Here is a 17,671-nt window from a genome sequence, read left to right as displayed (position 1 = left end):
GGTCGAGTCCGCACGGGTCGCGGGCTGTCGATCCCGGGTCACCTGCGGCGGATGCGACGCCGTCGGTTCCGGCGCACGGCCGTCCGGCTGCACGTCGCCATGACGCGGGCGTCTCCAGGATGCCCGCCATGAAGACCCAGGCCGAGATCGACAGCGCACTGGCGCAGCTTGAGGACCGTCTGCAGTCCCTGTGCAGCGAGCTTCCGCCGGAGCGGGTGCTCGAGGCCTTCGCGGACGAGACCCGGCGTGTCACGGCCGGGGTGCCCGCCGAGCACGAGGCCCATGTCGAAGACAGCGTGCACCGCATGCTGGCCGATGCCGGATTGATTCCGGACGATTCGCCGACCGGCTAGGACCGTCGCCAGCGTCCTCCGTGCGGGCAGTCGGCCGCGACGCAGCGATCGCGCGGCACCGCGGCCGCGCGATGTCAGAACTCCGCGTGACCCGGCAGCAGGCCGCGCAGTTCCGCGTCGGTGAGGTTGCGCCACTGTCCGGGCTTGAGGTGCGCGAGCTTGACCGGCCCGATACGCACTCGGATCAACTGTTTCACCCGCAGGTTGAAGTGCGCGGCCATCAACCGGATCTGCCGGTTGAGCCCCTGCACCAGCGTGATGCGAAAGCCGAACTTGCCGAGCGGACTGGTCCGGCAGGGCAGGGTCATCTGCCCGTGCACCGGCACGCCACGGGCCATGCCGCGCAGGATCTCCTGGCTGACGGGGTGGTTCACGGTGACGAGGTATTCCTTCTCGAGCTTGTTCTCGGCGCGCAGGATCGCGTTGACGATGTCGCCGTTGCTGGTGAGCAGGATCAGGCCCTCGGAATCCTTGTCGAGGCGGCCGATCGGGAAGATGCGTTCCCGGTGGTCGACGAAGTCGACGATGTTGCCCTTCACCGAGGACTCGGTGGTGCAGGTGATGCCCACCGGCTTGTGCAGCGCGATGTAGACGTGGCGACGCTTCCCGGGCGCGACCGATCGGGTCTGCAGCGGCTGGCCGTCGATCATCACGATGTCGCCGTCGCCGACCTCCGAGCCCACACGGGCCCGGATGCCGTTGACCGTCACCCGGCCGTCCGCGATGAGGCGGTCGGCCTCGCGCCGCGAGCAGGCGCCGGTCTCGCTGATGTGCTTGTTCAGGCGCATGGCCGTGCCTGCCGGTCATCACGAAGGGCGCGCAGTCTGGCAGATCGTGACCCGAGGGTCATGCGCCGCGGCGCGCGGCCACCCGCGCGCTCGGGACCGCCTTTCGTGCGTGCACGCTGGACCGGTCCCGGCGGCGCGCAGGCAACAAAAAACCCCGGACGTCGCCGTCCGGGGTTCGAGGCATCGCGTGCGCGACGCAGGTCGAGACTTACTCGGCCTGGACTTCTTCAGCCTGCAGGCCCTTCTGGCCCTGCGCGACGACGAACGAGACCTTCTGGCCTTCCTGGAGCGACTTGAAGCCGCTGCCCTGGATCGAACGGAAGTGGACGAACAGGTCGTCGCCGCTCTGCGGGGTGATGAAGCCGAAGCCCTTGGCGTCGTTGAACCACTTGACGGTACCGGTCTGACGATTGCTCATGGTGTTACTCCTTGGATCAGTGTTGGAATGCACGACGCCGCAGAACACGGCGCCGGGACTGTATCGAGCAAGGGGTAACGCGAAGCGATGGAGCGGATCGTCTGGACAGGCCGTTGCCGGCCTTGGAACCTGTGATCAACCGCATCGGAGCCACGATGTACCGTGATCCCGCTTTGAACAGTGCGCCCACCATACCAGCTTCCGCGCCGGATGTTCGGAATTCGCCGTTCAGGCGTCCCGGCGCTCAGTCCGCAGCGTCGATCACGGCGTCCAGCCGGTCCGATGGCACGCAGTACCCGGCAGCGTCGACGGCATCGCGCACGGCCATCAGTTCCGAGCCGAGCGCATCGAGATCCGCGGCATCCGCGCTGCCGACCACGTCGATGCAGCGTGCGTTGAACCAGGTCCAGAACTGGCGGAAGGTCTTGCCGTGCCAGTGTTCGTGGCGGATGGCCTGGTAGAGCTCGGCCACTGCGATGGTCGACGCGTCGCGCATGCGGGAGTCCGGTGGGAAGGGCGGCGTCGATTGTCGCCGACGCGCCGGCCCTCGCGGCGGCCCGTGCACGGACGCTTGATCCCCCGCAGCGCAGGCTGGCTGCCTTCCCCGCCATGTGCCGCAACGGAGTACCCGATGAGCATTCCGCAGACGCCCGACAGCATCCGCAAGTCGCAGGACGAAAAGGCGCCGCCCCCGAAGGACGAGCCGGCGCAGCCGGGCAAGCTGTCCAACGAGAACGAAGGCGACCGCGCCGAGGAGCGACAGGGCGGTCATTGAGGGGCCGTTGCGGCAATCATTCGTGCCCCGGCCCACGCGCGGCGTGAGGCCACCCGGCCGCGAACACCGCCGTCCAGAAGGGGGATGGACTGATTGCCGGCGTTTCAGCGAAGCGATAAGAGCGCACCTACAAGCGACAGGGTTGCAGGCAGCCGGAGCGGAGCGGGGCGGACTGGCTGCCCTGCCTTCGCGAGCGGCTGCTGCATGACGGAGCGTCCTGCGACAGTGCCACGCATGCGGTCATCGCCGGCCGTTCGCCGCGACGCGTGCTCGAGCGACCGACGGGTTGCGCTGCGTCCGGCGCCGGCACGGGTTGAGGCCGGCGTCGGCTGCGTGGGGGCCGAAGCGCTGTCGGGATCCGCTCCCGCAACCCCCATCCGCTTCGAGCGGGACGAACAGGCCCCGCCCCGGGCAGCGCCGACGAGGCGGTCGCATGTCACCCGGACCGTGCGATCCCGGAACCTCCGGGTCACCCGCGCGTGCTGCGTGCACAGTGACGGGACGAGCAGCCAGCCATGAACTGCCCGCCGTCATCGGGGGCTTTCCGGTACAGGTGGCCTGCAAGCCGCAAGGCATTCAAGGCGTGTCGGCATGTTGCTCGGCCATGGCCGCGTGGTGACAGGCGCGCCGGCCGGGACGCGGCCCTCCGCGCCCGGCCGCAAACGGACCGGTCGCGCCGGACGCGGAGCCGGTGTGTGCCGTCCACGCCTGTGCGGCGTCCGCATTGCGTCCCACCGCTCGCGTACCGGATCGTGTCGGCCTGCACACCCGGCTGCCCTGACCAGGCCGCATAATCCGCCGCATGGACCGATACGAACGCATCCTCTCGCTGCACCGCATCCTCAAGACGGCGCGCTATCCGGTGACGGTCGCCAAGTTGCAGGACGATCTCGAATGCTCGCGGGCGACGGTCTATCGCGATCTCGCCTTCCTGCGCGATGCACTGATGGCGCCGGTGATCGGCGACGGCGACGCCGGATTCCGCTACGACAGCGAGGAAGCGGACCGGTTCGAGCTGCCAGGCCTGTGGTTGAGTTCGGGGGAACTCCATGCCCTGCTCGCGGCGCAGCAGCTGCTCTCGCGCAGTGGCGGCGGCGTCCTGTCGACCGCGTTGGCGCCCCTGCAGTCGCGGATCGAGAAGCTGCTCGACGAGCATTCGGCCGGCAAGCAGTGGCCGGTGCAGCGCGTACGGGTGATTCCGCATCGCGGACGGCGCATGGACGAGCACGCCTTCCGTAATGTCTGCTCGGCGGTCCTGCAGCGCTGCCAGCTGGCCTTCGAATACCGCGCCCGGTCGACCGACGAGCGCACGAAGCGCACGGTGTCGCCGCAGCGGGTGACCCACTACCGCGACAACTGGTACCTCGATGCCTGGGATCACGAGCGCGACGCGCTGCGCAGCTTTTCGGTGGACCGCATCAGCAACGCCCGGGTGCTCACGGCGACCGCACGCGACATCGAGGACGCCGAGCTCGATACCCACCTGGCCGGCAGCTACGGAATCTTCTCCGGGCCGCCGAAGGGCGTGGCCACGATCGTGTTCGAGCCCAAGGCCGCGCGCTGGGTGGCCGACGAGCATTGGCATTCGCAGCAGCAGGGCCGGTTCCTGCCCGACGGTCGCTTCGAGCTGAAGGTGCCCTACAGCAATGCGCGCGAGCTGCTGATGGACGTGCTGCATTACGGCGCCGATGCCGAGATCCTCGAGCCCGTGGCACTGCGCGAGCAGGCGCGTTCGCTGCTCGAACTCGCGCTCGCCCGCTACGCCGGCCGCTGAGCCCGCGGGATGACCCGCCGCGAACCCGTCGCCCTCGCGCTCGGTGCCGGCGGCGCCCGGGGCCTGGCCCAGATCGGCGTCATCGAGGTGCTGGAAGAACACGGCTTCGACATCGTCGCGATCTCCGGCGCATCCAGCGGGGCACTGGTCGGGGGCATCCACGCGGCGGGACGGCTGCGTGCGTTCGACGCGCGGCTGCGCTCGATGGCGCGGCGGGATTTCCTGCGCCTGCTCGATCCCGGCGTGCGCCGCGGCGGCGTATTGCGTGGCACCCGCCTGGTGGACGCGATGCGCGAGGTCGTCGGCGACCCGCGTATCGAGGATCTGCCGATCGCGTTCACCGCGGTGGCGGTGGATCTGCAGCGACAACGCGAGGTGTGGCTGCAGGCCGGCCCGCTGTGGGACGCACTGCGCGCCTCGTTCGCGATCCCGGGGGTGTTCACCCCGCACGTCGTGCACGGGCGTGCCCTCGTCGACGGCGGCCTGCTGGCACCGCTGCCGATCGCGGCCACCCGGATGTCGGATGCCCACCGGCTCATCGCGGTCGACATGCACGGCTGGCCGACGCAGCCGGCGGGCTCGCCTGCGCGGCAGGGCGAGGCGATGATCGCCACCGCCGCCAGCCAGGGTCGCATGGGCCTGGTCGAGACGATGTCGCGTTCGCTCGACACCATGCAGGCGCAGATCTCGCGGGTGCAGCTGGCGCTGGATCCGCCGGAACTGGTGATCCGCATCCCGCGCGACGTCTGCCAGTTCTATGAATTCTGGCGTGCCGCCGAGCTGATCGACATCGGCCGGCGACAGGCCGTGCAGGCCCTGGCCGAGGCCGGCTATTGATCCAGGCCCCGCGTGGCGCGAGGTCGCAGCCTGTGAGATGAGGCCGGCCCACACTCCCCGCACGGCCCGATCCGGGCATGTGCGAGGTGATCGTCATGTCGAAGTCCGAACCGCTTCCACCGTCGCCCCACGCGCTGCTGGGTGCCGCGCTGCTGGGTCTGCTCGCCATCGGCGCGGTCGTGCTGTTGTCGTTTCCAGGGGCCCGTGCCGGGAGCAGCGTCGTCGGCTGGCCACCGCTGTGGCTGGTCGGCGCGCCTGCGGTGGCCTGGGCCACCCTGCAACTGCTTGCTCTGCCGCGCCGCCGCGGTCCGGCCTCGTCAGCGGGCCCGCGGCGGCGTCGGCCGGGCGCTCGGGTGCAGGCGATGCGCCGCCCTGCGCAGCGTCGCCGCGCCGGCCTGGCCGCACGCGCGGCGATGGCCGCCGCAGGTCTGCTGCCCGACCCGCGCTGACCGCCCGGGCGCGCCCGGCTATGACTTTGGTCATACGGCCGGGCGAAGCCCGCGTGCTAGCGTTGACGGCTGTCCAAGCGTCCCCGGAGTCGCCGTGTCTGCACTGTCCAAGCTCTGTCTTGCCGCGGCGGTCGCCGCCGGCCTGTCGGTGGGCGCCGCATCTGCCCAGGAGGCCACCGTGTCCGATCCCCACCAGTGGCTCGAAGCCGTTACCGACGAGAAGGCCCTGGACTGGGTGCGCGCGCAGAACGCCCAGGCCGAGGCCGAACTGGCCGCGACGCCCGAGTTCAAGCAGCTCGAAGCCGGCCTGCTGGGGATCTACGACTCCGACGACAAGATCCCCGGCGTCTACAAGCAGGGAGAGTGGTACTACAACTTTTGGCGCGATCGGAACCACGAGCGCGGCATCTGGCGCCGCACGACGCTCGAGGAATACCGCAAGCCGCAGCCGAAGTGGGAGACCGTGCTCGACCTCGATGCGCTGAACCGCGCCGAGGGCGAGAACTGGGTGTGGCACGGCGCCAACTGCCTGCGTCCGGCGTATACGCGCTGCCTGATCGCGCTGTCGCGCGGCGGCGCCGATGCCGACGTCACCCGCGAGTTCGATCTCGAATCGAGGTCCTGGGTGGAGGGCGGTTTCTTCCGCGAGGAAGCCAAGGGCGCGCTGGGCTGGATCGACCGGGACAACGTCTACGTCTACACCGACTTCGGCGACGGCTCGCTGACCTCGTCCGGCTACCCGCGCATCGTCAAGCAGCTCGCGCGCGGCCAGTCGATGGACCAGGCCACCCTGGTCTACGAAGGCCGGCCCGACGACATGTACATCGCCGCGATGCGCGACGACACGCCGGGCTTCGAGCGTGACTTCGTCAGCCGTACGCTGGCGTTCTACAACGACGAGCTGTACCTGCGCGGCGCCGATGGCCAGCTCACCAAGATCGACGCGCCGAACTCCGCCAACAAGTCCGTCCACCGCGACTGGCTGATGCTGGAGCTGCGCGAGGCCTGGGAGATCGGCGGCCGTACGTATCCGGCCGGCTCGCTGCTGGCGACGAACTTCGACACCTTCATGGCCGGCAAGCGCGAATTCGACGTGCTGTTCGAGCCGAGCGAGACCACCTCGCTCGCAGGTTCGACATGGACCCGGAACCACCTCGTCATCAACGTGCTCGAGGACGTCAAGAACAAGCTCACCGTGCTCACCCCGGGCGCGAATGGCTGGGCGCGCGGCGCGCTGGCCGGCGTGCCCGAACTCGGCACGGTCGCGGTCAGCGCCGTCGACAGCGACGAGTCCGACGCGGTGTGGATGACGGTCACCGACTACCTGACGCCGAGCACGCTGATGCTGGCCGAGGTGGGCGGCAACGCTGCGCCGGAAACGCTGAAGACGATGCCGGCCTTCTTCGACGCCAGCACGCACGAAGTCGAGCAGCATTTCGCCAGTTCGAAGGATGGCACCCGCGTGCCGTACTTCCTCGTGCGCCCGAAGGACATGCCGCTCGACGGGAGCAACCCCACGCTGCTCTACGGCTACGGCGGCTTCGAGATCTCGCTGACCCCAGGCTACTCGGGCGGCGTCGGCAAGGGCTGGCTGGAGAAGGGCGGCGTGTACGCGGTCGCCAACATCCGCGGCGGCGGCGAGTACGGGCCGCGCTGGCACCAGGCGGCGCTCAGGCAGAACCGCCACAAGGCCTACGAGGATTTCGCCGCCGTCGCGCAGGACATGATCGACCGCAGGATCACGTCCCCGGCGCACCTGGGTATCCGCGGCGGCAGCAACGGCGGCCTGCTGACCGGCAACATGCTCACCCAGTATCCCGAGCTGTTCGGCGCGGTCGTGATCCAGGTGCCGCTGCTCGACATGCAGCGTTATCACCGGCTTCTGGCGGGCGCGTCGTGGATGGCCGAGTACGGCAATCCCGACAAGCCGGAAGAGTGGGACTTCATCCGCAGCTTCTCGCCGTACCACCTGTTCGATCCGGCGAAGGACTATCCGCCGACACTGATCCTCACCTCAACGCGCGACGATCGCGTGCACCCGGGCCATGCCCGCAAGATGCACGCGCTGATGTCCGCAGCCGGCAAGGACGTGCGCTACTACGAGAACATCGAGGGTGGTCACGGCGGCGCTGCGAACAACCGGCAGCAGGCGCATATGGATGCCCTCTACCTGACCTTCCTGTGGCAGCAGCTGGGCAAGTGATTCCATCCGGCATCGGTCGCGTTCGCGGCCGATGCTTCTTTCAGCGTTGCAATCGCGACGAATGGACCCATCGATGAAGCCATCTATCCCCCGCGCGGCCCTGTTCCTGGCCGCGCCGATCCTGACGAGCCTGAGCCTGATGAGTGTTTCTCCCGCTAGCCGTGCCGCCACGCCGGTGCCGCCCGACGCAGAACAGCGCCCGCACACCGTCAAGGCGCCGCACGGCGCGACGCGCGAGGACGTCTACTACTGGCTGCGCGACGACACGCGCGAAGATCCGGCGATGCTGGCGTATCTCAATGCCGAGAACGCCTACGCGGATGCCATGCTCGCCTCGCTCAAGCCGGTCGAGAACGCGCTGTACGACGAAATCGTCGGCCGCATCCAGCAGGACGACAGCTCGGTGCCGTACCGGGACCGCGGCTTCTGGTACTACTCGCGTTTCGAGACCGGCAAGGACTATCCGGTGCACGCGCGCCGGCCGGACGCGCCCGGCGTCGACGCGCTGACGATCCAGGCGGCCAATGCACGCGGTGACTTCGCCGGCGAGCAGATCATGCTCGACGTCAACGTGCTTGCCGAGGGCAAGGACTACTACGCTGTCGGCGACTGGGACGTCAGTCGCGACAACCGCATCCTGGCCTATGCCGACGACACCAACGGGCGGCGCCAGTACACCGTCCGCTTCAGGAATCTGGAGACCGGCGAGGTCTACCCCGAGTCGATCCCGGGCGTGTCGGCCAATCTCGTCTGGGCCGACGACAACCGGACGCTGTTCTACGTCGAGAACGATCCCGACACCCTGCTCACCGTGCGCGTGAAGAAACACGTGCTCGGCACGCCGGTCGCCGACGACGTGCTGGTGTACGAAGAGAAGGACGACAGCTTCTACATGGGCATCGACCGCACGCGCGATGACAAGTACATCGTCATCGGCGTCGGCAGCACCGTGTCGAGCGAATTGCGCTACGCGCCGGCCGACGCCCCGGAGACCTTCACCGTGCTCGCCCCACGCGCGCGCGACGTGGAATACGACGCCGATCATCACGGCGGCCGCTGGGTGATCCGCACGAATGCGGACAAGGCGACCAACTTCAAACTCGTCACCGCGCCGAGCGATGCCACCTCGCGCCGCCAGTGGACCGACCTGGTGCCGCACCGCGACGACGTCTATATCGAAGGCTACGAGCTGTTCGACGGCTTCACCGCGATCGAGGAGCGTGCCGAGGCGCTGACCCGCGTGCGCGTGCTCAAAGCCGACGGCAGCGACGACTTCGTGCAGGCCGACGAGCCGGCGTACGCGATGGGGCTGTCGGTGAACTCCGAGCCCGACACCGATTGGCTGCGCTACAGCTACACCTCGCTGACGACGCCGGCGACCACGCTCGAGGTCAACACCGCGACCGGCGAGCGCCGCCAGCTCAAGCAGCAGCCCGTCATCGGCTACGACCCGGCCAACTACGTCACCGAGCGCGTGTGGACGACGGCCCGCGACGGCGCGCGCATTCCGGTGTCGCTGGTCTACCGCAAGGGCTTCGAGAAGAACGGCACCGCGGCGCTGCTGCAATACGGCTACGGCAGTTACGGCGCGTCGATGGATCCGGGCTTCTCGGTCACCAACGTCAGCCTGCTCGACCGCGGCATGGTCTACGCCATCGCGCACATCCGCGGCGGCGAGGAAATGGGCCGCGCCTGGTACGACGACGGCAAGCTGCTCAACAAGATCAACACCTTTACCGACTTCATCGATGTCACCGACGATCTGGTGCGCCAGGGCTATGCCGCTCCGGACCGCGTCGCGGCCTACGGCGGCAGCGCCGGCGGCCTGCTGATGGGCGCGATCTCGAACATGACGCCCGAGAAGTACCGCGTCATCCTGTCCCAGGTGCCGTTCGTGGACGTGGTCACCACGATGCTCGACCCGACCATCCCGCTGACCACCAACGAGTACGACGAGTGGGGCAATCCGGAGCAGAGGCGGTATTACGACTACATGCTCTCGTATTCGCCCTACGACAATCTCGAGGCCAAGGCCTATCCGGCGATGTTCGTCGGCACGGGACTGTGGGATTCCCAGGTCCAGTACTGGGAACCGGCCAAGTACGTGGCCCGGTTGCGTGACGTCAACACCAGCGACCGGCCGGTGGTGTTCAGGACCAACATGGAAGCCGGACACGGCGGCAAGTCGGGCCGGTTCCGCCGCTTCCGCGAGTCGGCCGAGATGTATGCGTTCATGTTCGACCAGCTGGGCCTCGGGGCCGCGGCCACGGCGCGGCGCTGAGAACGCGGGCCGGTGCCACGTTGACGCGTGGCCCCGGTCGATGCAGAATGCGCGGCTCGTCGCGGACGACATGCCCGCGCGACCGATGGCTATGTAGCTCAGCCGGTTAGAGCACAGCACTCATAATGCTGGGGTCGGTGGTTCGAGTCCACCCATAGCCACCACACTCGAGACCCCGCCCCGTGCGGGGTTTTGCGTATCTACGGATCGGCGCGGCATTCACGCACCGGCGTCCAGACTCCGCGGCCCGAACGCAGGAAGGAGGGACACGCCATGGCCGACTCCGGACCGGGGCGCACGGCGCGCGCCGCCACATCTTCGTCGCATACCGCGTCGCTGCGGCTGTCAGCCGGCAGCGCATCGCTGCAGGCGGAGGTCGCCATCTCCACCCGCGGCCTCATGGCGCTGGGCGCGATGATCGCGGGCACGCTGCTGTCGGCGGCGGTGATCGTGGTGGCGTCGACGCGCAAGCTGCCGCAGGGCGCGATGCCGCGGAGCATGGTGCGTCGACGCTGAGCCCGACGCGGCGGTCGGCCGTGTGCCGGCGGACCTGCTGCGATCGGCCCAGAACACCGCCTCAGCTGCCACGAGATCGTCGGGGCCGTCGGGCGCGGCTGCCAGCCGGCTGTGTACGGGATCCGGCGCGCGCAGCGGGTTCCATCGCCATGCCTGCACTTGGCAGGCAGCGGGGTCGATGCCGATGCCGATCCGGGGCGCGAGGCTCAGCAAAGGGCCGTTGCGAGCGGCGATGCGCGGGGCGGTGCCTGCTGGGTGTCGGCGTCAGCGGGTGGTACCAGCGACACCGGAAGCGCGCTCCGCGTGCGAATCCCGGCTCCGCGCGGGGCGCGCCGACGGATGGGCGTCCGGTTCGAGCGCCTCACGTGTCGACGGCGTCGACGACGGCCTCGACGGCACGGGGCCGGCCTGCAGTCGCGCCGCGGCCGCTCCATCGGCCGCCAGCGCTGCATCTTCTTCATGCCGGCGGGCACCGTCATTCACGGGATACACGCCGGCCCGCGCGCAGCGTGTGTGTCCCGCGCTCGACCGCTCGCGATCGAGTCACAGATCGATCCGTACATCCCCCGGTACGAAGCGAGTCGCGCGGCCTGGCACTGCTTCCGAGGAGTCGTGATCGTCATGGTCGTGCTGTCTACCCCTGCAAGGTTCCTTTCGCTCCCCGCGCAGGCGGACAGGGTGCGCACGCCGTGAGTCGCGTGCCGATACCGAACGTTGCGGCATCCGCCAGTTCCGGGGACCAGGGTTCGGAGGTGGCGGTCGTGTCGATGCACGCGCGCAGTGGTCCGCGCGAACACCCGTCTCGTACCGTGCGGCCCGACGTCCGCGCCCGCCGGGGCCCCATCCTCTTCGGCGGCCCCGCCATATCGGTGGCACGCGCGCCGCGCCGCTGGGCGGGTTCGCGGGCTGGGCGCGCTGCGCCGTTGCCGGCGACACGGATGTGCGCGGGGCCTGCCTGGATGCGGTGCTCGACCGGGCCTGCCGCGAAGAGCCCGACCACTGGCATCGCACCGGCCGAGGGCGCGGGGTTGCCGAAGGCCGCCAGCACCGTCTCGATCCCGATCACGTGCATGCGCTCGCGCGTGCGCAACACGACATCGAACGCGCGGATCACCCGCCGTCATGCACCCTCTGGAGCCCCATGGAAACCCTGATCGTCTTCTCGCATCTGCGCTGGAACTTCGTCTACCAGCGCCCCCAGCATCTGCTCGCGCGTCTTGCGTCCCACTGGAACATCCTGGTCGTCGAGGAGCCCGTCCCGGGTGAGCCCGGCTTGTCGGTCACCACGCCCGCGCCTGGTGTCACCGTGCTCCAGCCGCACACGCGCGCGCCGGGCCACGGCTTCGACGACAGCCAGTTCGAGCCCGTCGGCGCACTCCTGCGCGATTATCTCGACGCGCAGGGCATTACCCAGTACGGGGCGTGGATGTACACACCGATGGCCCTGCCGTTGCTCGGCGGTCTCGCGCCGCAGGTGATCGTCTACGACTGCATGGACGAACTCAGTGCCTTCAAGGGCGCGCCCCCGCAGCTGCTCCGGCGGGAGAAGACCCTGCTCGACATCGCCAATGTGGTGTTCACCGGCGGGCCCTCGCTGTACGACGCCAAGCGTCACGCCAACCCGAACGTGCATTCGTTGCCCAGCAGCGTCGATGCGGCGCATTTTTCGCCCCGCGGGGCGGGTCACGCGTCGAGCCCGCTGTTCGATGGGATCGCGCATCCCCGGCTGGGTTACTACGGCGTGGTCGACGAGCGGCTGGACCTCGATCTGCTGGCGCATCTAACCGATGCGGAGCCGGGCTGGCAGGTCTGCGTACTCGGTCCGGTGGTCAAGATCGATCCGGCCACGCTGCCGCAGCGCGCCAATCTGCATTACCTGCCGCAGCAAGCCTACGACGACCTGCCCGACGTCCTCGCCGCCTGGGACGTCTGTCTGATGCCTTTCGCGCTCAACGAATCGACGCGTTTCATCAGCCCCACCAAGACACTCGAATACATGTCCGCGGGCAAGCCGGTGGTCAGTACCGAGATCGCCGATGTGCGCCGGCTCTATGCCTCGGGCGTTGCGCTGGCCGCCGACGCCGATACCTTCGTCGCCGCCTGTCGCGCGGCGCTCGCCGAGACGCCCGACGGGCGCGCGCAGCGCGTGACCGAGCAGCAGCGGCTGGTCGCCGCCACTTCGTGGGAGAACGCTGCGGCGGTGGTCGCGCAGGAAGTGAAGGCCGCGCATGCATCGGGTCTGCGGCCCCAGGCGCGCTCGTACCTGGCCGGCAAGCACGTGATCGAACTGCCGCGACGTCGGCCCGTGTCCGGCGAGAGCGTGCGGTCGATCGCCTGATCACCGGCCCGGGGGCGTCCGGCCCGCAATCCCGCGCTGCGATGAGTGCCTCGCGCGGATGGAAGCCGACGCCCGCGCGAGGCATCGGATGCCGTTCGGAAGGGCGCGGATGTCGTCTTCGATGACGCGGGATGCATCCGGTCCCGCTCGATCCGGATGGGCTGGGGCGTCGACAGGCTGCCGGGCGACTGCGCGGGCCGGGGTATGCGGCTTGCGTGCACGGCCGGGCGTGCTTGCGCGCAATCCGCTGCGAATACGCCGTAAGGTCTCGCTCGAAATGCCGAGCGGGCGCGGTCCGCGATCGGGTCCGTATCGTATCGACGCGGTGCCGCCCCCGGCTTGTCGCCCCGGCGTCCCCGTGGCAGAGTCGAAGCCAGTGACGCAAGTCAATCGCATTTAGGAGTCCGCATCGTGATCGATCCGGACGGGTTCAGGCCCAACGTCGGAATCGTGCTGATGCGCCCGGATGGCCGGGTGTTCTGGGCACGGCGCGTCCGCCGCGACGGCTGGCAGTTCCCGCAGGGCGGGATGAACACCGACGAGACGCCGCTCGAGGCGATGTACCGCGAGCTGCGCGAGGAAACCGGGCTGTTGCCCGAACATGTCGCCGTGCTCGGCGCGACCCCCGGCTGGCTGCGCTACCGCCTGCCGCAGCGGGCCATCCGGCGCAACGACCGTGTCGTGTGCGTGGGCCAGAAGCAGGTCTGGTTCCTGCTGCAGTTCGTCGGCGACGAAGCCCACCTGCGCCTCGATCTGACCGACAAGCCCGAGTTCGATCACTGGCGATGGGTGGATTTCTGGTATCCGCTCGATCATGTGGTCGTGTTCAAGCGAGGGGTCTACAGCAGCGCGTTGCGCCATCTGGCGCCGTATGCGCGGCAGGTCGCCGGCACCCACGCCATCCCGCAGGCCTTGGCCGAGGCGCGGCCGCGCCTGCGTCGCCCGCAGCGGCGGCCGCGCCAGGCCGTACCCGCCCGCAGCCGCGACTCCGACGGCGCAAGCTGAATCCTTCTCATTTGACAGTGATTCTCGTTTCTGGCGAAATGGCTCCAGCCCGACCGCCAGGACACCTGCCTTGTACGTCTGCATCTGCAACGGCGTCACCGATACCCAGATCCGCCAGGCCGCTGCCAACGGCTGTCGCGAGGTGACGGAACTGACGATGCGCACGGGCTGCGGCGCAACCTGCGGCAGCTGCATGGACATGGCCGCCGGACTGCTCGATGCGTATTACGCACGCTCCGCCACGCCGCTGATCGAATTGCCGCTGATCGCATCCGCTGCCTGACCTGACAGCGCCGCGCGGTGTGTCGCGCGGGTAACAATGCGCACGATTCGCGTTCCGTCATCGCTGCCGACGAGTGGCTAGAGTAGCGGCGTCCGCATTCCAGGAGCACGCCGATGAAGGGCGACGCGCAGGTCATCCGTTTTCTCAACCAGGCGCTCTACAACGAGCTCACGGCGATCAACCAGTACTTCCTGCACGCCAAGATGCTGAAGAACTGGGGACTCGAGCTGCTGGCCAAGCACGAGTACAAGGAGTCGATCGAGGAGATGAAGCATGCCGACGTGCTGTCGGAGCGCATCCTGTTTCTCGAAGGCCTGCCCAATTTCCAGGCGCTCGGCAAGCTGCGCATCGGCGAGACGCCTCGCGAGCTGCTGGAGTGCGATCTCGCGCTCGAACTCGACGGCCTGCCGCTGCTGCGCGAAGCGATCGCGCATTGCGAGTCGGTCGGTGATTTCGTCAGCCGCAAACTGCTGTCCGACATCCTCGAGAACGAGGAAGAACACGTCGACTGGCTCGAAACCCAGCTCGACCTGATCGCGCGGATCGGCGAGGAAAACTATCTGCAGAGCCAGCTCGGCGACGACTGAGTCGCCCGGGCGGGTCGCTGCGAACGTCAGTCGACGCCCGACGGTGCCCGGGTCTGCATGACGTCGCGCAGCGCACGCCGCACACGCGCGAACTCGTTGGTCACCAGCGCCACCGCCACGGCGGGGCGCTCGAGCGCGCGCTCGCGCGCGGCGGTCTCGATGCGCCGCGCGGCGGCCGACAGCGACATCGCACCGAGATTGGCGCTGGACGATTTCAGGGAATGCGCCGCTTCGCGCAGCGCGGCGTAGTCGGGGCCGTCGACGGCATTCTCCAGGGCCGCGAGCAGGCGCGGGGTGTCCTCGAGGAACACGTCGATGAGCCGGTCCACTTCCTCGCCGAGCAGCGCACGCAGGTCGTCGAGCACATCCTGGTCGATCACCGGTGGCAAGGTGGCGGAGCCCGCGGTCGGCATCGCCGCCGGAGATGAGGTCGGTGCGGGTGCTGGCGCCGGTGCCGGGGCAGGCGCTGGATTCGGCGCAGGGCCGGGTGCCCTGGCCCCAGTCTGGAACGCATCTGTAGACGGCGCCGAGGCTGGGCGCGGCGGCAGCGGCGACGCTACGGGCTGCGGCGGGATCGGGCCGGTCCGCACCGCGCCCGGCGTGGGCGGGTCCAGTGGCGCAGCTCCCGGCGGCGCAAGTGCGGCTGTCGGCACGGAGACCGGCATCGAGGCCACCGGAACCACCGGTGCTGCAGCCGTGGCGGCCGGTGACGGCGCGGGAATCACCCGCTCGGGGGGCGGAACCACCGTCGGGGCAACAGGCGGGGCGATTGGGGTCACCGGCGCGTTCCGCGGCGCGGGCGCTGCGGACTGCGCTGCCGCCGCGGGCAGGATCGGGGCGTCGGCGTCGGCGACGTCGAGGTCCAGCACCAGCTCCCATGCGGGATCCGCGACGGTGTCTGCGGGCGGCACTGCTGCGGCTTGAACCGCCGGCTGCGCCGGTGCTGCGGATGCCGCCTCCGGGGTCGGCCCCGACGGGCGGACAGCCGGGCCGGGCGCCTGCAGGGGCGGCATCGTTGCAGCCGACACGGTCTCCGTGCGGGGCGCGCCCGCCTCGGGCGCCGTGGTCCGGGTGTCGGGTTCGCTGTCGCTGTCGGCGTCGCCGTGCGCATCGCCGCTGCCGGCAGCCTCGGGATCCCACCAGTGGTGCAGGCAGCGCTCGAGCTCGCTGCGTGTGACCGGTTTGGCGAGGTAGTCGTCCATGCCTGCGTCCAGGCACTTCTGGCGATCACCCGCCATGGCGTTGGCGGTCATCGCGATGATCGGCAGGCGCCGTCCGTCGTCGAGGGCCGCCTCGTGCTCGCGCCAGCGGCGGGTGGCCGTGTAGCCGTCCATGACCGGCATCTGGCAGTCCATGAGCACGATGTCGTAGCGGGCATCGGCGATCTTCAGCAGCGCGGCCTCACCGTTGCTGGCGGTGTCGCAGGTGATGCCGAGCACCGAGAGCAGGCGCTGGCCGACCATCAGGTTGACCGGGTTGTCCTCGACCAGAAGAACGCGCGGCTTGCGTGGCGGCGCGCTGCGGCCCGAATCGGTGCGAGTGGACGGCTCGATGGCGGTGCCTGCGGGGGCCGGGGACTGGGAAGGACCGGCACCGTCCGGTGCCGGCGTACGAGGGCTGCCCGCCGCGGCGGGCGCCTGCAGGTCGAGCACCGCGGCGCGCAGATCGGCGTCGGGAGCCTGGCGACTGAGCAACGTGGTGCCCTGGCGGAGTTCTTCGGCCACCGGCTCGTCGCCGTACAGGCAGACCAGCCGCAACCGGCCGTACGCCGCCTGGCGGGTCAGGTTGCGGTACAGGGCGACGGCGGTATTGCGCATCCCCGAGAGGTCGGCGACCACGGTCGAATACGCCCACGGCGAGCCCTGGGTCGCGGCGGTGCGCAGGCGGTCGAGGGCTTCCTGGGTGGTCTCCACCGCGCTGACCCGCAGTCCCCAGTTGGGCAGCAGCATCGACAGCCGCAGGCGCAGCCTGGGATCGGCGCTCAGCAGCAGGGCGCGGCCTTCGCGCGGCGCGGCATCGTCGACCGGCATGTCGCCCTGGGCCTTGAGCAGGGGCACCTCGAACCAGAAGGTCGACCCCGCGCCCGGTTCGGACTCCACACCGATCCGCCCGCCCATCAGCTCGACGATGCGCCGCGAGATGGCCAGGCCCAGGCCGGTGCCGCCATAGAGCCGGGTGGTCGAGGCATCCGCCTGGCTGAAGGCCTGGAACAGACGGGTCTGCGCCGCCTGGGCGATGCCGATGCCCGTGTCGCGCACTTCGAAACGGAGCTGGTGCTGGCTGGGGCTCTCGCCGAGCCGGCGCACGGAGATGGTGATGCCGCCGCGCTCGGTGAACTTCACAGCGTTGCTGATCAGGTTGCCGAGCACCTGCCGCAGGCGGACCGGGTCGCCGCGCACCGGCAGGCGCACGGCCGGATCGACCTGCAGACCGAGCCGCAGGCCCTTGCTCTGCGCTGCGCGCTCCATCAGCTGGGTGACGCTTTCGAGCAGTTCACGCAGGTGGAAGCCCGTGGTCTCGAGTTCGAGCTTGTCGGATTCGAGCTTGGAGTAGTCGAGGATGTCGTCGACGATGCGCTGCATCTGCTGCGAGGACAGGTAGGCCGTGCGCACCAGCTCCGCGTGGTCCGGCGCCAGAGGCGCGTGCATCAGCAGGTCGAGCATCGGCGTGATGCCGTTGAGCGGGGTGCGGATCTCGTGGCTCATCGTGGCCAGGAACTCGCCCTTGGCCATCACTGCCGATTCCGCTGCGTTCTTGGCCTGGCGCAGCTCGAGTTCGAGCCGGCTGCGCTCCTCGAGTTCGCGGTGCAGCTCGCCGAGGGCCAGTTCGTCCTGGCGCAGGCGCTCGTCGGCGGCTTCGAGCTCGCGCACGCCCTGGTGCAGGCGCAGGCTCAGGGCCAGCGAAGCGAACACCGCGACAAGGGCCAGGATCAGGGCGATCCCCTGCCAGGGGCCCGGAATGCCGAGGGTTTCCAGCAGCATCGTCAGGGCGGCGCCGGCGGCTGCCCCGAGCGCGGGCCAGCGCAGCATCAGGGCGGACGGACGGCGGCGGATGATCATCTGGG

Annotated in this window: 17 protein-coding genes and 1 tRNA gene; 13 read left to right on the top strand and 5 right to left on the bottom strand. The window is 69.5% G+C overall.

The window, feature by feature from the left end:
- Positions 1-128 precede the first annotated feature (128 nt).
- Positions 129-353 (top strand): hypothetical protein, encoded by a 225-nt coding sequence (locus H0E82_RS09210; RefSeq protein WP_180545154.1) that lies wholly within the window; start codon positions 129-131, stop codon positions 351-353.
- A 74-nt stretch (positions 354-427) separates the two neighbouring features.
- Here the strand turns inward: H0E82_RS09210 and H0E82_RS09205 are convergent, their stop codons facing one another.
- From H0E82_RS09205 to H0E82_RS09195, 3 genes are all read right to left on the bottom strand, one after another.
- Positions 428-1,141 carry a pseudouridine synthase gene (locus H0E82_RS09205; RefSeq protein WP_180545153.1) on the bottom strand — a complete coding sequence of 238 codons (714 nt, stop codon included), beginning with the start codon at positions 1,139-1,141 and terminating at the stop codon, positions 428-430.
- 208 nt (positions 1,142-1,349) lie between these two features.
- Positions 1,350-1,559, bottom strand: a complete 210-nt coding sequence (locus tag H0E82_RS09200; RefSeq protein WP_096297164.1) for a cold-shock protein — start codon at positions 1,557-1,559, stop codon at positions 1,350-1,352.
- A 244-nt stretch (positions 1,560-1,803) separates the two neighbouring features.
- The gene (locus tag H0E82_RS09195) at positions 1,804-2,055 is read right to left on the bottom strand and encodes a hypothetical protein (protein ID WP_180545152.1); all 252 of its coding nucleotides are present in this window, start codon (positions 2,053-2,055) and stop codon (positions 1,804-1,806) included.
- Positions 2,056-2,190: 135 nt separating this feature from the next.
- Here H0E82_RS09195 and H0E82_RS09190 point away from each other — a divergent pair, with 135 nt between their 5' ends.
- The 8 genes from H0E82_RS09190 to H0E82_RS09155 all read left to right on the top strand — a co-directional run bounded on the left by H0E82_RS09190 (position 2,191) and on the right by H0E82_RS09155 (position 10,394).
- Complete coding sequence (locus H0E82_RS09190; protein ID WP_180545151.1) at positions 2,191-2,334, top strand: hypothetical protein; 144 nt, start codon at positions 2,191-2,193, stop codon at positions 2,332-2,334.
- An 802-nt stretch (positions 2,335-3,136) separates the two neighbouring features.
- A complete protein-coding gene (locus tag H0E82_RS09185) occupies positions 3,137-4,108 on the top strand; it encodes a helix-turn-helix transcriptional regulator (RefSeq protein WP_180545150.1) in 972 nt (323 codons plus the stop codon).
- 9 nt (positions 4,109-4,117) lie between these two features.
- The gene (locus tag H0E82_RS09180) at positions 4,118-4,945 is read left to right on the top strand and encodes a patatin-like phospholipase family protein (RefSeq protein WP_180545149.1); all 828 of its coding nucleotides are present in this window, start codon (positions 4,118-4,120) and stop codon (positions 4,943-4,945) included.
- 95 nt (positions 4,946-5,040) lie between these two features.
- Positions 5,041-5,394 (top strand): hypothetical protein, encoded by a 354-nt coding sequence (locus tag H0E82_RS09175; RefSeq protein WP_180545148.1) that lies wholly within the window; start codon positions 5,041-5,043, stop codon positions 5,392-5,394.
- A gap of 103 nt (positions 5,395-5,497) precedes the next feature.
- The gene (locus H0E82_RS09170) at positions 5,498-7,597 is read left to right on the top strand and encodes a prolyl oligopeptidase family serine peptidase (RefSeq protein ID WP_219338493.1); all 2,100 of its coding nucleotides are present in this window, start codon (positions 5,498-5,500) and stop codon (positions 7,595-7,597) included.
- A 73-nt stretch (positions 7,598-7,670) separates the two neighbouring features.
- Positions 7,671-9,878, top strand: coding sequence for a S9 family peptidase (locus H0E82_RS09165; RefSeq protein ID WP_180545146.1), 2,208 nt, complete (start codon positions 7,671-7,673; stop codon positions 9,876-9,878).
- An 87-nt stretch (positions 9,879-9,965) separates the two neighbouring features.
- Positions 9,966-10,042 (top strand) — tRNA-Met (locus H0E82_RS09160).
- A 109-nt stretch (positions 10,043-10,151) separates the two neighbouring features.
- Positions 10,152-10,394, top strand: coding sequence for a hypothetical protein (locus tag H0E82_RS09155; protein WP_180545145.1), 243 nt, complete (start codon positions 10,152-10,154; stop codon positions 10,392-10,394).
- Between the two features lie 634 nt (positions 10,395-11,028).
- Here the strand turns inward: H0E82_RS09155 and H0E82_RS09150 are convergent.
- On the bottom strand, positions 11,029-11,508 hold the full coding sequence (locus H0E82_RS09150) for a hypothetical protein (protein WP_180545144.1): 480 nt from the start codon (positions 11,506-11,508) through the stop codon (positions 11,029-11,031).
- Positions 11,509-11,535: 27 nt separating this feature from the next.
- Between H0E82_RS09150 and H0E82_RS09145 the strand changes: the two genes are divergently transcribed.
- The 4 genes from H0E82_RS09145 (at position 11,536) to bfr (ending at position 14,607) form a co-directional block, all read left to right on the top strand.
- Entirely contained in the window at positions 11,536-12,732 is a 1,197-nt protein-coding gene (locus H0E82_RS09145; RefSeq protein ID WP_180545143.1) for a glycosyltransferase, read from the top strand.
- 411 nt (positions 12,733-13,143) lie between these two features.
- Entirely contained in the window at positions 13,144-13,737 is a 594-nt protein-coding gene (locus H0E82_RS09140; RefSeq protein WP_180545142.1) for an RNA pyrophosphohydrolase, read from the top strand.
- A 70-nt stretch (positions 13,738-13,807) separates the two neighbouring features.
- Positions 13,808-14,020, top strand: a complete 213-nt coding sequence (locus tag H0E82_RS09135) for a (2Fe-2S)-binding protein (protein ID WP_180545141.1) — start codon at positions 13,808-13,810, stop codon at positions 14,018-14,020.
- 113 nt (positions 14,021-14,133) lie between these two features.
- Positions 14,134-14,607, top strand: a complete 474-nt coding sequence (bfr, locus tag H0E82_RS09130) for a bacterioferritin (RefSeq protein WP_180545140.1) — start codon at positions 14,134-14,136, stop codon at positions 14,605-14,607.
- Between the two features lie 26 nt (positions 14,608-14,633).
- On the opposite strand, the gene H0E82_RS16815 is transcribed toward bfr, so the two are convergent.
- On the bottom strand, positions 14,634-17,666 hold the full coding sequence (locus H0E82_RS16815; RefSeq protein WP_235974248.1) for a hybrid sensor histidine kinase/response regulator: 3,033 nt from the start codon (positions 17,664-17,666) through the stop codon (positions 14,634-14,636).
- Positions 17,667-17,671: the final 5 nt, after the last annotated feature.

Origin of the sequence: Luteimonas deserti, from assembly GCF_013425765.1 — a bacterium.
GTDB classification, from domain to species: domain Bacteria; phylum Pseudomonadota; class Gammaproteobacteria; order Xanthomonadales; family Xanthomonadaceae; genus Luteimonas; species Luteimonas deserti.
This window is presented reverse-complemented; position numbering and strand designations above follow the sequence as displayed.